The 14,443-nt window shown below is 45.5% G+C and carries 10 protein-coding genes; 4 read left to right on the plus strand and 6 right to left on the minus strand.

All coding sequences use genetic code 11. The features are described 5' to 3' along the window. Window positions 1-19 precede the first annotated feature (19 nt). The gene (locus G9G57_RS12125) at window positions 20-913 is read right to left on the minus strand and encodes an AraC family transcriptional regulator (RefSeq protein ID WP_164964997.1); all 894 of its coding nucleotides are present in this window, start codon (window positions 911-913) and stop codon (window positions 20-22) included. Between the two features lie 130 nt (window positions 914-1,043). Between G9G57_RS12125 and G9G57_RS12130 the strand changes: the two genes are divergently transcribed. Further along, entirely contained in the window at window positions 1,044-3,302 is a 2,259-nt protein-coding gene (locus tag G9G57_RS12130; RefSeq protein ID WP_164964998.1) for a glycoside hydrolase family 127 protein, read from the plus strand. A gap of 219 nt (window positions 3,303-3,521) precedes the next feature. On the opposite strand, the gene G9G57_RS12135 is transcribed toward G9G57_RS12130, so the two are convergent. Together G9G57_RS12135 and G9G57_RS12140 are read right to left on the minus strand one after the other, a co-directional pair. After that, window positions 3,522-4,670: an RDD family protein gene (locus G9G57_RS12135; RefSeq protein WP_164964999.1), complete on the minus strand. Its 1,149-nt coding sequence runs from the start codon at window positions 4,668-4,670 to the stop codon at window positions 3,522-3,524. After that, window positions 4,654-5,520 carry a LysR family transcriptional regulator gene (locus G9G57_RS12140; protein ID WP_164965000.1) on the minus strand — a complete coding sequence of 289 codons (867 nt, stop codon included), beginning with the start codon at window positions 5,518-5,520 and terminating at the stop codon, window positions 4,654-4,656. Before G9G57_RS12140 ends, G9G57_RS12135 begins: the two co-directional genes overlap by 17 nt. 134 nt (window positions 5,521-5,654) lie before the next feature. Between G9G57_RS12140 and G9G57_RS12145 the strand changes: the two genes are divergently transcribed. After that, the gene (locus G9G57_RS12145; protein ID WP_164965001.1) at window positions 5,655-6,644 is read left to right on the plus strand and encodes a zinc-binding dehydrogenase; all 990 of its coding nucleotides are present in this window, start codon (window positions 5,655-5,657) and stop codon (window positions 6,642-6,644) included. Between the two features lie 86 nt (window positions 6,645-6,730). Here G9G57_RS12145 and G9G57_RS12150 read toward each other — a convergent pair whose 3' ends face one another. From G9G57_RS12150 to G9G57_RS12160, 3 genes are all read right to left on the minus strand, one after another. Next, window positions 6,731-8,122 carry an MATE family efflux transporter gene (locus G9G57_RS12150; protein ID WP_025675836.1) on the minus strand — a complete coding sequence of 464 codons (1,392 nt, stop codon included), beginning with the start codon at window positions 8,120-8,122 and terminating at the stop codon, window positions 6,731-6,733. Window positions 8,123-8,398: 276 nt separating this feature from the next. Continuing rightward, window positions 8,399-9,769, minus strand: coding sequence for an MFS transporter (locus G9G57_RS12155; protein WP_017427857.1), 1,371 nt, complete (start codon window positions 9,767-9,769; stop codon window positions 8,399-8,401). Window positions 9,770-9,796: 27 nt separating this feature from the next. After that, window positions 9,797-11,740 (minus strand): glycoside hydrolase family 127 protein, encoded by a 1,944-nt coding sequence (locus tag G9G57_RS12160; protein WP_164965002.1) that lies wholly within the window; start codon window positions 11,738-11,740, stop codon window positions 9,797-9,799. Window positions 11,741-11,933: 193 nt separating this feature from the next. On the opposite strand from G9G57_RS12160, the gene G9G57_RS12165 reads away from it, so the two are divergent. Together G9G57_RS12165 and G9G57_RS12170 are read left to right on the plus strand one after the other, a co-directional pair. Beyond that, window positions 11,934-12,812, plus strand: a complete 879-nt coding sequence (locus G9G57_RS12165) for a helix-turn-helix transcriptional regulator (protein ID WP_016820150.1) — start codon at window positions 11,934-11,936, stop codon at window positions 12,810-12,812. Window positions 12,813-12,911: 99 nt separating this feature from the next. Beyond that, on the plus strand, window positions 12,912-14,309 hold the full coding sequence (locus G9G57_RS12170) for a phytase (RefSeq protein ID WP_017427859.1): 1,398 nt from the start codon (window positions 12,912-12,914) through the stop codon (window positions 14,307-14,309). Window positions 14,310-14,443 lie beyond the last annotated feature (134 nt).

The following is a 14,443-nucleotide window of genomic DNA, read 5'->3' on the forward strand; positions in this document are numbered from 1 at the left end:
GCTGTAAAGCAGAAATGGACTAGACATTGTTCATAAATGTTTTGTGATAGGCATTCCGGTATTGTGAGGGAGTCATATGGACTCGCTTTTTGAACAATCGCATAAAATACTTCTCATCTGTGTATCCTGCTTCTTCCGCAACCTGCTTAATGCTCATATCTGTACGGGAAATCAATTCCTTCGCTTTGTTGATTCGAATACTGTGAATGAACTCCAAGGGGCGCATGCCCGTATTTTGCTTGAATAAACGAGATATATAATCCTTGTTGTAATTGAACTTCCGAGCCAGATCGGTCACGGTCAGCGGTTCCTCAGCATGAATTCGAGTCCACTCGATAATTTTGTTCATGCTCACATTCCCCTGTGAATGGACAGGATTGGAGATCAAGCGGCTGAGGGCCAGTTCAGATATCTCGATCAGCAGTGAGGTGAACAAATAGTTAGCACTGTGATATGTAAGATAATGTGAGTTGGCGACATGCAAAATTTGATTGACAATAATATGAATCCGATCTCCATTATCTGCCTGTAAGCTTTGCGGTAAATAGATATCGCGCATTACGCCATGACGCTGCAAAAGCCCGTCCATAGCACTTGTTTCCTGCTTCATTTTCTCACTAGATAATACATTCGGGGTCGCAGGCACATCGAAGTGAAACCAATAAAATTTAACCCCCGGCAACGATTCCCGGTATCCTCGGTGCGTACGACCAGGGTACAGCAATAGAATATCTCCTTCCCCTATTTCAAAATCCTCCTGTTCCTCCCGTATATATACCGTTTCTTGGACACCCAGGATCAACTCAAAGTTCTCAATGGAACGGCTCATATGCTTCCATGGCACCTCGGAAACAAACTCGCCTGCCGAGATTAGTTGGATCGGAGTATCTACATTCACTTTCAGATAGGTCATGTTATCGCCTCTTTAGATTCATGTTCGGATTTGTCCACCCATTGTATGGTTAAGCTACTGACATACCGCGGTTGCAATGCTAATGTAGTGGAGAAATATACACTTTCATCTTAGCTAAGGAGCGATGATTTTGAAAGCACAAGCTTTTGACTTGCATAAAGTAAGTATTGATTCCGGCCCACTTTACCACGCTATGGAACTGAATACGACCTATCTGCTGGGTTTGGAACCCGACCGTTTATTGTCACGTTTTCGTGAATATGCGGGCTTGGAACCCAAAGCGGCTCATTATGAAGGCTGGGAAGCACGCGGCATCAGTGGACATACACTTGGTCACTACCTGTCTGGCTGTGCACTGATGTTTGCCTCAACAGGTAACAAAAGACTGCTGGAGCGAGTAAACTATGTGATCGACGAGTTGGAAATATGCCAAAACAGTCATGGAAGCGGATACATTTCCGGTATTCCGCGCGGGAAAGAGATTTTTGAAGAGGTCAAAGCCGGAGATATTCGTTCCCAGGGCTTTGACCTTAACGGAGGCTGGGTACCGCTATATACGATGCACAAGCTCTTTGCAGGCTTGCGTGATGCCCACCTGCTCGCTCATCATCCCAAAGCATTAGCGATGGAAATCAAACTCGGCGACTGGCTGGAGGATGTATTCCAAGGACTGAGCGATGAACAGGTGCAACAGGTGCTCCATTGCGAGTTTGGCGGCATGAACGAGGTGCTGACCGATCTGGCGGAACATTCCGGAGAGACACGCTTTCTGAATCTGGCGGAACGCTTTTATCATGGAGAAGTGCTGAATGATCTGGCAGACAGCCGCGATACGCTGGCAGGACGACATGCTAATACGCAAATTCCTAAGATCATTGGTGCAGCACGGCAGTTCGAAGTGACAGGCAAACCTCTATATGCGGACCTCTCCCGCTTTTTCTGGGATCGGGTGGTTCACAAACATTCCTACGTAATCGGCGGCAATAGCTATAATGAACATTTTGGTGAACCTGGCAAGCTGAATGATCGTTTGGGTGAAGGCACCTGTGAAACCTGCAACACCTACAATATGCTGAAATTAACAAGACATATGTTCGAATGGGACGCGTATGCAGCTTATGCTGATTACTATGAACGAGCAATGTTTAATCATATTCTGGCTTCACAGCAGCCTGTAGATGGACGGGTGTGCTATTTTGTATCGCTGGAGATGGGTGGACACAAGTCCTTCAATTCTCAATATGAGGATTTTACATGCTGTGTCGGGTCCGGTATGGAGAGTCACTCTATGTACGGCACCGCGATTTATTTTCACACAGCAAATACAATCTATGTTAACCAATATGTCCCTTCTACTGTGACGTGGGATGAAATGGATGTACAGCTCCAACAAGAAACTCTCTTTCCGCAAAATGGGCGAGGAACGCTGCGTGTCATAAGCAAGGAGCCCAAGTTCTTCACGATCAAACTAAGATGCCCACACTGGGCGGAGCAGGGCATGATGATTAAGATCAACGGGGAAGAGTATGCAGCAGAGGCTTGTCCTACCAGCTATATTGTAATTGAACGGGAATGGAACGATGGAGATACGGTCGAGTACGATATTCCTATGACAGTAAGAGTTGAGGAAATGCCAGATAATCCGCGACGAATTGCCTTCATGTACGGTCCACTTGTGCTGGCTGGAGATCTGGGTCCTGTTGAACAGGAGTCCAACGAGGAACGTCTGCTGGCATCTGTTCTGATCGGATCGGCTGATTCCTTGGCAACCAAGCTGACTGCTGACAGGATCGAGCCGAATACATTCCATCTAAGCGACCTGGGTTATATCGGAGAGTTGCAGCTTCGTCCGTTTTATCAGATATATGATCGTTCTTATACCGTTTATTGGGATCTCTTTTCCAAGGAGGAGTGGACATCAACAGAGGCAGAATACCGTACCGCGTTAGCGTACCAGCTGGAACTGGAACGACGTACAGTGGATGTTGTGCAGCCTGCCGAAATGCAGCCTGAACGGGATCATGCCTTTACTGGCGAACATGTAGGCTTGGGGTCCATCTATAACCGCAAATATCGCGATACATGGCCTGGGGGCTGGTTCTCTTTTGTCATGAAGGTGCTCCCTGATGAGCCTGTCCAATTAGCAGTGACCTATCTGAAGGACTCCGACCGCTCTCATCGTGACTTTGACATCATCGCAGATGGTCAGAATTTGGGAGAAGGCAAGCTGGAATCCGAGGAAATGAATAAATTCGAGACGTTTGCCTATGAGTTGCCTCTGTCTGTGACGAGCCACAAAAATGAAGTGACAATTCAATTCAAAGCCCATCCACAAGGCAAGGTGGCGAAAGTGGCTGGATTACGAGTGATCAGACATTCTATTGTATGACCAAATGATCTATATAAATCTACGATAACGCCACTACGCAGGCGGATAGTGCTTCCCATCGCCACCGCTTTGCTTGTACAGCACTATTCTGCCTGCTCCGTTTTTGATGTTCATCTTTTAAATTCAGCTTAAATACAAAAAAACAGATGCTCCTGTGAGCTATCTGCTTTTTTTGTTTACCCTAATAACTTCGAATATAGTGGCTGCTTCATGCTCACTTTACATCATGTTCATTTCACGGAAACTGTCTCTAATCTTGCGTAGCTCTTGCTGAGCTCGACCGTACCGGGAAGCGTAGGTCCAAGCAAGCACTTGATGATAATGCGAAGGCGTTTCAATTGTGGTCACGTTATACATGGCCAGATTCCCGTCTATTTCTCCTTTTAGGGTAAACTCAATGGCAGGATATCCGTTCACCACCATATCTGAAGCGGTCCCCAATTCAGGGTCCGTAATTCCTGACACCAAATGATCCTCAATGATTCCTTTATATTCTTGAAGAGTCATACTACTGTCAAAGTCGCTTTTTGGTTCAGACAATACAATCAAATATCTATCGGTAAATTCATTTTTAATGGAAATATCCGCTTCCTCATTAATCCTATTATCTCGTGACCAAGTCCACGGAGCCGTAACTGCAAACTGATTATCCTTACTGATAAATACCTCTGGCTTCACGATTTGAGTAATGAGCGTAGAAATTAAGGATACAGCCAAGACAATCGAAGCGATCGTCATCAGGATGATTGCTCCTGCAATAATTCCGGTTTTCTTTTTACCTATCTTCCCCAAATCCCGTACCTTAACTACATATGTATTGGCGACCATATCCCCAATTCGTTGTTTCCGAGGCGTCACCAGCACACAGATGCCGGCGGGCAGCCCCAAGAAAAGCAGCGGATTCGTATCCACCAGATGTATGAGCGTACGGATCAACGATTTAATCATGCCTGGCGGCCTTCCTTCTCCATTCACAACCTGAATACGAAGTACAAACTTGCCCAGCGTATAGCCTGTAAGTCCTTCCAGTAACAGAAAATAGCAGAAAGAGCCAATCAAGAAGAGAATTACTACCATGCCCAGATTTGGAGTTCCCGTTTCAGATAGTTTCTTCGTTGTGAAATAAACCAGCCCTCCATACCCAAAGACGATAAGAATGAAGTCAATCATCCAGGCGGCCCATCTTCTGAAAAAGATAGAGGCTCCGTATGTCTCTGATAATACTGCCATCCTATCTGGTTCTCGTCGTTGATAGCCGCCATTCCTCACAAATTCTCCCGGTGCTACTGTAGATGGATTTTTCGATAAATGATGTTCTTCCAAATGATACACCCCTGATGTCAATTTAATCCTAGTTAAGTATAGCATCCTTTTTCATCCAGTGGAGCAAGCCTGACAGCGCACTAGAGTATACCGAATCCCGCCGATGAACAAACCACACCTCTAATTTGCTATATGTTTCGGGTAAACGATGCGAAGCAATCTTTCCTGCCTCCTTCGCCTTTACAATTGACGAGTGTGGAAGCATGGACACCCCCAGGCCAGAGGCTACACCACCCACAATGACTTCCAATGTCCCAAATTCCATAGTCTGATACGCATCTACACCTGCTTCGCTCAGAAAGCTTTCCGCTCTTGCCCGATGCGTGCAGCCTATATCGAAGAACAGCATAGGCTTGGCGAGCAACTTGCTCATATCACTTTCTCCCGGTTCCGAAATAAGCACCAACTCCTCTTCGAAAGCTGCCACATGCTCTATATTGGGATCATCGACAGGGCCATAGACGAATGCCCCATCTAATTCGTAATTCAATACCTTTTGTACAAGAGCATGCGTCCCCCCGGTCATAAGCGACAGATGCACATCAGGGTATTGAGCGTGATATCCCGTCAATAATGAGGTTAGATGCGTAACCGCAGTCGTCTCAATCGAGCCCAGTCGCAACGGTCCCGCAGGCTGAGCCGAATATTGAGTAGACTTCTCTGCCTCGTCGAGCAAGGTAAGTATGGATTCCGCATACTCCAGCAGATTCTCTCCTGCCGATGTTAGCGTCATTCCGCGATTAGATCTGCGAAATAGCGGTACGTTCAATTGTGCCTCAAGCTGCTGAATCCGCGAGGTCACATTGGACTGTACATAGTTCAACACTTGTGCCGCCCTTGTGATACTGCCCTCGCGAGCAACCGCCCGAAAAATTTTCAAATCACTGCTTTCCATGTACACGTCACCTGCTTGGTATGATCATTTATGATACTGACGTTCGATTTTGTTCATTTTACCGGATGCTTGCCGCTCTGTACAATTCAAAGTACATGCAAATGCATCTAAAATCGACTACAGGAGGCTTTAAAATGAAAGCTGTAATACATACCGGCAAAAGCGGCCTTGAGGGCCTGATGTATAAGGACGTTACGGACAGACATCCGGGGCACGGCGAAGTGAAGGTCAGACTCAAAGCCGCGGGCTTGAATCATCGGGATCTGTTCCTCTTGGCGGATCGAACCGCCAACGACGCTCCACTCATTCTCGGATCGGATGGAGCAGGCGTGATCGAAGCTATAGGCGCTGGCGTTCCAAACTCGCTGGTTGGCACTGAAGTAATCATCAATCCTTGTATCGGATGGGAAAAGACGCACCTCGTTCCCTTGGTTCCTGCCATTCTGGGCGGTCCTTCGGATGGAACATTGGCCGAATCGGTCATCATTCCCGCTCAAAATGCCGTCAGCAAGCCAGCTTACCTGTCTTGGGAAGAAGCAGGGGTACTGCCTCTGTCTGCCTTGACCGCTTACCGCGCTCTCTTCACTAGAGGCCAATTGCGGCAAGGGGATCATGTCCTCATTCCCGGTATTGGCGGCGGGGTAGCCACGTATGCCATGCTTATGGCCTTAGCGGCGGGCGCACAGGTCAGCGTCACATCACGTAGCGAAGCAAAAAAACAGGCTGCCCTCGCCCATGGCGCTCATCATGCATTCGACAGTGATAGCGATTGGAAAGAAAGCATGAACGGAGACACCGTGGATCTGATCCTTGACAGCATCGGACCCGCTACGTTCGACAAATATCTGGATGTCATCAAACCGGATGGCCGGATCATTACATTTGGCGCAAGCTCAGGAGATCACATAGAGATTCCGCTGCGTTCTATATTTTTCCCACAGATTAGCATCATCGGTACCTCTATGGGGAGCGGTGAGGAATTCGCAGATATGCTCCAATTCATGGAGCGCCATTCCCTTCATCCCATTATAGATAGCGTCTTCCCTCTACAAGATACAGCGCAAGCCTTTTACCGTATGCAGCAGGGAGTGCAGTTAGGCAATATAGGGATCAGAATAGAATAAGGCGTACGTAACTTTAAACGTCTATAAAAAAATCCACTACTATAAAGTGCCTCATCCCGAGGTCAATTTTATAGTAGTGGACCTATTCAGTCGATCAAACGATGCTGGACCCATTTGTTGCCACGGAAGCGCCAGAGGAAAACGATCCCCCGCACACCCCATTCAATATCCATGGCCAGCCAGACACCAACAATCCCCAAGTTGAACACAATGCCCAAAACATACCCGAGCACTACCCGACACAACCACATGGACAGCATCGAGGTGAGGGACGTAAATTTGGAATCACCTGCTGCCCTAAGCGCAGAGGGTGTAATAAAGGCGATGGACCAGAGTGGAATCTGGGCCAGCGTATTAATCAGCATGACCATAAAAATGTCATCTACAATTTCAGCAGGTGGATGAAACAACCCCACCATCGGCTTAAACAAAGGCATTAGGATTAGCCCCATTACAATAAACGAACCGGACGACAGCCAAATAAACGATTTGGTAAACTTGCGGGCATCGTGTACATTTCGCCGTCCCATGCATTGACCCACCACGGTCACAATCGTAAGAGCCAAAGCATTCGCAGGAATTTGGAACACGTTAGCTAGGGATGAGCAAATGGCATTCGTCGCCAATGCATTGGTCCCCAGGTTCACAATGAAGATTTGCGTTAAAATTTTACCTCCATTAAAAAACATCTGTTCCGCTGCAAAAGGAAGACCAATAAACAGGATCTTTTTAAGCATGGCTAGATTAAAATAAAGCATATCTCTAAGCTGAACACGCAAGTCGTCATCTACCCTGACCAAATAAATCAACGCGCAGGCAGCCCCTGCATATCTGGAAACATTGACTGCAATCGTCATGCCCAGTACACCCATATCTAACAAGTTAATAAATACGACATTCAGCAGCACATACGAAAGGTTCATGATGAGCGAAAGAGCTAGCGACGCCCTCGTCTTGCCGATCCCTCTCAGCGCTCCACATACGGCCTCAACGATCGCAATCCCCACAAAAGACATACAGCTTCCCAGCAGGTACACCTTGCCGTTAGCCAATACATCAGCCGAGGCAGAGCCAAACAGGACGCTTAAAATGGGATTGTACAACAGGATCATAAACAAACTGATACATAAGGCCAGCAAGGAAACGGAGGATATAGTACCGGATGTTGCTTTAGAGACCATAAGATCGTTGCCGCTCCCCTTATACTGCGCTACAACAACCGTACCCCCGGTAGACACTGCCACAAACACATTAATTAGGAAAATATTTAATGAATCAATCATATTTACAGCACTGACCGCCGCCATCCCTGACGAGCTAATCATTGCTGTGTTCACCAAATTAAGACCCACGATAAAAGCCTGATCAATTAGAAGCGGGATAAACAAGGCAATCATCTGCCGATAATCAATAGACTCTCCTGAAAAATGTCTATTCAGAAAGCCATGCGTTCTCATCCTTACACTCAGTTGACTCATATCATCACATTCTTTTTATCAAATTGAAAAAAACCCTTCAACAGAAGAGTCTTTCATGGCGAAAAAATGTATAAAGTCGCAAGGCTAGATGTCTCTGGCTCTTGATTCTGTACACTTTTCTCTACATAGAAGTATCACTCCAAAAGAAAATTCTGTCAATGCGTTTGCTCACATTTGAATAGAAAAAAGGTGAAAAACCTGCTCAGCTCGGTGAACAGGTTTTGAAACAGGATTACACCATACCTAGGTATGCATAACACCTTGTTAAGAGAATACCTATGATCTTCTCGCAATTAAGTCTTGTTGAATAGAAGCTTCATTCTTTTCGAATTTCTTATAGAAAAACATAGGGATAATTCCGATCAAGAAGACGATAAACGGCAGCCAGATGAAGCTGAACTGAATGCCAGACAAAGCAGTCGGGGTCTGAACCTTTCCAGCAATATAGCCCGTGCTACCCATAACCCATGCTGGCAATAATCCGCCAATTCCGCTACCTGCTTTAATACAGAATGCGCTTCCAATAGAAGTCAGGAATCCACTTGCCCGAATTCCATTTTTCCATTCCCCATAATCAACTGTATCGGACAACATGGCAAATGGCATAGAACACGCAAAGCCTGATCCTAATGCACCAATGATCCAGCCAGCAATAATAAGGGTTAAGTTTGTACTTCCCATTAAAATCACAACTTGACCTAATGCAGCTAATATCAATCCGATAATCATGATCGTATTTTTAGTTAATTTTCTGGCGAAAAACGGAATCAGAACCATAGAGATTAATTGCAAAGAGGTCAGTCCGTTGATTAAAGGCACCAAGTCCTTACTGTCCAGATTGTATTGCAGATAAAAGATAAGCGTGGCAGAACGAATATTCAAACCGATCCAGTAACACAGGTTAGCAGCTACAACGAGCATCCAGGGCCAATTTCGTTTGATGGCTGTAAAGCTTTTAGCAATGGGAACAGATTTCGTTTTCACTGCCGCATTTTCACGCAAATCGGCGAACGCTATGAAAAACATAATAATTGCCATAATTCCAAATAAAACGAGCGTTAGAGAAAATCCTTTTTGGTCATTCCCCTGTCCAAAGAAGGCGACCAGAGGTAAGGTGAACGTGGTGGCGATGAAGAAGCCCACGTTTCCCCCGACCATACGGAAAGAGTTCAAGATCACGCGTTCATTGGAGTTGGTGCTCAGGTTAGGCAGAATAGACGTAATCGGTGTACTGATTCCCGTATACAGAATACCCGCTATGATATAAGTGATGGCCGCATATGCAATTTTCCCCGATTCACTCCAATTGGGCGTCGTAAACGTAAGGACCATGAACACGGCAAACGGAACAGCTAGCCATAGAAAATAAGGTCTGCTCTGACCGTATTTCGATTTGGTCCGGTCAATCAGGATGCCCCAGATCGGGGCATCAATGGCATCGATAAAACGGGTGATAAATAGTAATGTCCCGGCAATCCCGATAGAAAGACCGAATACATCTGTATAAAAATATAATAGATAACTGGAAATGACACAGTATAGTAGATTGCCAGCCGTATCTGTTAACGAATAGCTGATTTTACGATGAAAAGGAACGGTACTGGTTGCTTTTTCAGGTGGTTCCGTACTCACAATTCTCGTACTCATGATCTTTCCTCTCCCCATGCGAATGAATTATGATTCATAAACCCATACACGCATTTCCCCTTTGGCCCGATTACACCAGGCGTAGTAAGGAATAGCGGTAATTTGTTGAGGAACAAGTTCAGGGGGCTCCGAGCTGTATAATGCATTCGAACTTTTTACCCGATGTCCCTCTATGGTCAGCTTTACAATGCCACCTAGCAGATTTTCGCTAAACTCTTCTGTAATAGGACTATCCTTTGGTAATCTTAGCCCTGCCAGGTTCGCCCCATTATCCGCTTCTTCCAGACAGTACACGACTGGGCCGCGTTGGAGAGCAATTTGCTGCTGGTTCATGGAGACAAGCGGGTTGCTCCGAATGCGCTCGACCGGCATAGCCAAATGCAAAGTGACCACATCGCCGTCCTTCCAAGTACGCTGAATCTCGACATAGCCTTTTTCCAGATGGTCTATGGAGATAGCTTCCCCATTTACCTTGACCTCTGCCTGCTTGCACCACCCTGGAATTCGCAGTGCCCACTTAAATGCAGTTGGCTCTGTTACATGGATCGAAAGAGCAAGATCCGCATCCCACGGATAATGATGAGTTTGTATAATTTCAACCTCTTGACCAGATAAAGTCATGTTCACCTTGCTGGCAATATACAGATGCGTATACAATGTGTCCTCGGTCTGGGTGTACATATTGTCCTCCACCGATGCAATCATTCGCGCCAAATTGGGTGGACAGCAGGCGCAGAAGAACCATTTTTGCCGCTCTGTTTTTACATGTTCCTGATCTTTTCTCGATTTTTGAAAAGGATTGACTTCCAGCGGGTTCACGTAGAAAAACCGTTTCCCATCCAGATCCATTCCGCTGATCGTTCCGTTGTATAAGGCGCGCTCCAAAACATCGGCATATTTCCGGTCCGGCGCTAAGCGCAGCATGCGGTTAGCCCAGAAGGCCAGCCCTACAGAGGCGCAAGTTTCGCAGTACATGCTGTCATTGGGAAGATCATGATGGCAAGTGAACGCTTCCGCGTTCACCGTAGACCCGATTCCCGCGGTAATGTACATTTTGTGGTTCGTGACATTATCCCACAGCGTTTCACATGCTTGTAAAAGGGAAGCATCTCCCGTTTTTGCGGCCAGATCCGCCAGCGCAATATACAAATACACTGCTCTTACCGCATGGCCGACCGCCTCTTTTTGCTCCCGCACAGGTTGGTGTGCCTGCTGATATTCAAAGCCAAGGCCAAAATTAATGTTGTTATCATCATTCCAGGTGGGCTCTGTTTGAATATGCTTTCTCTTTTCTTGCTCCTCCACAAAATAAATTGGATGCTGTCCCCGCTGTTCGATAAAATATTGCGCTAATTTAAGATATTGATCCTTAGCCGTTACGTCGTATAATTTGATCAAGGCCAGTTCAATTTCTTCATGGCCCGGATAGCCTTTCCGTTTCCCTTCTTCTGTACCAAAAGTCTGCTGAATCAGGTCTACGTATTTCTCCATAATGTGAAGAAATTTCGTCTTACCTGTCGTTTCATAATAAGCAACAGCCGCTTCTATAAAGTGCCCGGCACAATACAGCTCATGATTATCTCTTAGATTCGTCCAGCGATTATCGGGTTCCTTGAGCAGATAATACGTATTCAGATATCCATCCTCAGCTTGAGCTCTTCCCAACAGATCAATGACTTCATCGGCCCGCTTTTCAAGCGCAGAATTTGGATGATCCCTTAAGCTAAAAGCGACCGTCTCCAGCCATTTGGCAAGATCACTGTCTTGGAAAACGGTTCCATAATACTCCCCACTGGATTCACCGGCCGCAATTCTAAAGTTCTCAATCGCATGACTGGGTTCTGTATCTGGTAATTCATCATTTAGTGCTTTCCACTGATAAGGAATGACCTCTTCCGCCACAACCTGCTTATACTTTTTCCAAAATGAATCATCGACGATGACATGCTTCACTGGCTTTGCCGTTTTCATTGAATAAACATCCCTTCCTGGAAATAGAACGCTTTCATTTTTGAAAAAATAAGGATAAAGTAATGATAATATCGAACAGGCTAACCTGAGCGCCCCTTGCTACAGTCCTTATTTTATCAACCTGAATTTATAAAAAAAATCGCGATCTTTAACTAAAACTTATACGATTTCACACACAAAGGAGCTGACTTCTATGAGCAAAACAGACTTTCTATCTTTCCTTGTCCCTCCATTGCCCTATTTCATAGAGGGAAATTTTACTACATATCAAAAAGGGGACTGGCATCCGAATCGCTATAACTTGGGTTATTTTGACGTAATTATCATTAAAGAAGGACTACTGCACATCGGTGAGGAAGATGAATCGTGGAAGATAACTGAAAATCATGCTCTCATTCTTGAGCCGGACAAGCACCATTTCCCCATAGAGGCATGTACAGAACAAACCTCCTTTTACTGGTTTCATTTTCAAACCAACAGTATGTGGTGTGCCCAATCCTCGCCGAATTTTATTATCCCTAGCACCCCCATTCCTGAACTGCATTTTCACTCAGAACATACCACCATCCATCTACCCAAATATCAGAAATTAATTAATCCCCATGAGCTGTTCTCCAAATTGGACTATTTACTAGCCTCTACTCTAAAAACCCGAAAGCTGGCTCTATGGGAGACTCAACAAACATTTGTGAATATTTTTCAGAGTTTGGAATATGATGAGAATTATAAAAGCAGTTCCTCCAAGTTAGCTGAACAGATCGAAATTTTCTTAAAACAAAACTACAGAAATGCGATTACTAATAAAGACCTGGAGGCGCATTTTCACGTACATCAAAATTATCTTGCTAGATGCATGAAGGCCACCTTTCAGCGCACACCACTTGAGTATTTAATGGACTACCGTCTGGATCAGGGACGCAGTCTTTTGCTGCAAACCGACTGGTCCATCCAACAAATTACGGAGGAAACAGGATTCTCCCAAGCCAGCTATTTTTCAAAGTGCTTCAAGGAAAGATTCGGAATGTCGCCAAAAAATTACAGACAGCAATACTGGAAGCCAGCCACCAATTGAATGTTTACGTCTCTTTTACATTTCGATTGTATTCTTTTGATATTGTCGCTTTATACTGAGTCGGTTATATCATTTTTACATCAGAAAAGGGGCATACATATGAAGTCAACTAAACTAGCATTATTAACCATGTTAACAGGGATTCTGGTATCACCAGACCTGATCCATGCGGCAGACACTCAACCATCTGGGTATGCACCACTACGAACACAAGCAGATAAATTGGGGGCAACTATTACATGGGATAGTGATGACCATTCAGTGTTGGTCAAGCTGAAAAATGGCATTGTGGGAACTTTTACAGTCGGTGAGAAGCAATATCGTCTAGCCGGCCAAACCGGAAAAGCAGACCGTGAAATTAAAATAATCAATGGAAATGTATATCTTCCTACAAAAGTGATTACTGCGCTTGAAGCAGAAAATAGCAAATATGCAGATCCTAAAGACGCAGTTCCCACCTATAAAGTGACCCCCTCTGTCGAAACAGAAGCCGTGGAGGATGGAGAAGATGCAGCTGATGACCCTGCGATCTGGCTCAATCCGGTTGATCCGGAGAAGAGCAGAATTCTAGCTACCAATAAAGGCGGCGGAATTTTAGTCTATGATCTGGATGGCAAGCAACTGCAGAACATCAAAGTCGGAAAAATGAACAACGTGGATCTTCGTTACGGTTTTACACTGGGCGGTAAAAAGATCGACATTGCAGGCGCAACCAATCGAACCAACAATACGATCGATATCTTTGCCATTGATGGTGAATCAGGAACATTGACCAACGTGGTTGGCAAACCTATTAAAGCAACCATGAAAGAAGTATATGGATTTAGTTTATACCATAGCCTCAAGACAGATAAGTTCTACGCGCTCGTTTTGGGCAAAGAGGGCGAATTCGAGCAATATGAGTTGACTGACAACGGAAACGGCAAAATTGCCGGCAAGCTTGTCCGCCAGTTTAAGCTGGCTACGCAATCCGAGGGCATGGTCGCCGATGATGAATATGGTACGCTGTACATTGCTGAAGAGGATTACGCCATTTGGAAATATAGCGCCGAGCCAGACGGTTCATCCAAGCCGCTGCAACGTGTTGATATTGCAGATGGACGCAGACTTCACGATGACATAGAGGGACTCACATTGTATTATGGCAAGGACGGCAAGGGGTACCTGATGGCCTCCAGTCAAGGCAACAGCAGCTATGCGATCTATGAACGACAAGGTGACAATGCCTATATTAGCAACTTCACGATCGGCGACAGCCCTACCGTAGATGGTACGTCTGTCACAGACGGTATTGATGTTCTTGGCTATGGATTAGGCAAGAATTTCCCTCATGGTATCTTCGTTGCACAAGATGACGAAAATCTCCAAAACGGCAAGAAGTTAAATCAGAACTTTAAAATGGTACCTTGGGAACGAATTGCTACAGGTGCTCCTACCCCGCTAACGATAGACGATGGCACCAATCCGCGTGAATTGGTAAACAGAAGCACGAAGTAATGCCCGTCAGGGAAATCGAGACAACAACGTTCTGACTTGATCCATAGAAAAAAGGGGTGTCCTAAAAGCCATAAAGCGGCTCTTGGGACACCCCTTTTTGTTTTTAAGCGAGAAAAGGTTCCAACATCCTTACC

Origin of the sequence: Paenibacillus sp. EKM211P, assembly GCF_011066175.1 — a bacterium.
Taxonomy (GTDB): Bacteria; Bacillota; Bacilli; order Paenibacillales; family Paenibacillaceae; genus Paenibacillus; species Paenibacillus polymyxa.

Bases quoted from the DNA above. Each gene is read 5' to 3' on its own strand.
- G9G57_RS12125 (WP_164964997.1), bottom strand. From the start codon at position 913: ATGACCTATCTGAAAGTGAATGTAGATACTCCGATCCAACTAATCTCG.
- G9G57_RS12135 (WP_164964999.1), bottom strand. From the start codon at position 4,670: ATGCTATACTTAACTAGGATTAAATTGACATCAGGGGTGTATCATTTG.
- G9G57_RS12140 (WP_164965000.1), bottom strand. From the start codon at position 5,520: ATGGAAAGCAGTGATTTGAAAATTTTTCGGGCGGTTGCTCGCGAGGGC.
- G9G57_RS12145 (WP_164965001.1), top strand. From the start codon at position 5,655: ATGAAAGCTGTAATACATACCGGCAAAAGCGGCCTTGAGGGCCTGATG.
- G9G57_RS12150 (WP_025675836.1), bottom strand. From the start codon at position 8,122: ATGAGTCAACTGAGTGTAAGGATGAGAACGCATGGCTTTCTGAATAGA.
- G9G57_RS12155 (WP_017427857.1), bottom strand. From the start codon at position 9,769: ATGAGTACGAGAATTGTGAGTACGGAACCACCTGAAAAAGCAACCAGT.
- G9G57_RS12160 (WP_164965002.1), bottom strand. From the start codon at position 11,740: ATGAAAACGGCAAAGCCAGTGAAGCATGTCATCGTCGATGATTCATTT.
- G9G57_RS12165 (WP_016820150.1), top strand. From the start codon at position 11,934: ATGAGCAAAACAGACTTTCTATCTTTCCTTGTCCCTCCATTGCCCTAT.
- G9G57_RS12170 (WP_017427859.1), top strand. From the start codon at position 12,912: ATGAAGTCAACTAAACTAGCATTATTAACCATGTTAACAGGGATTCTG.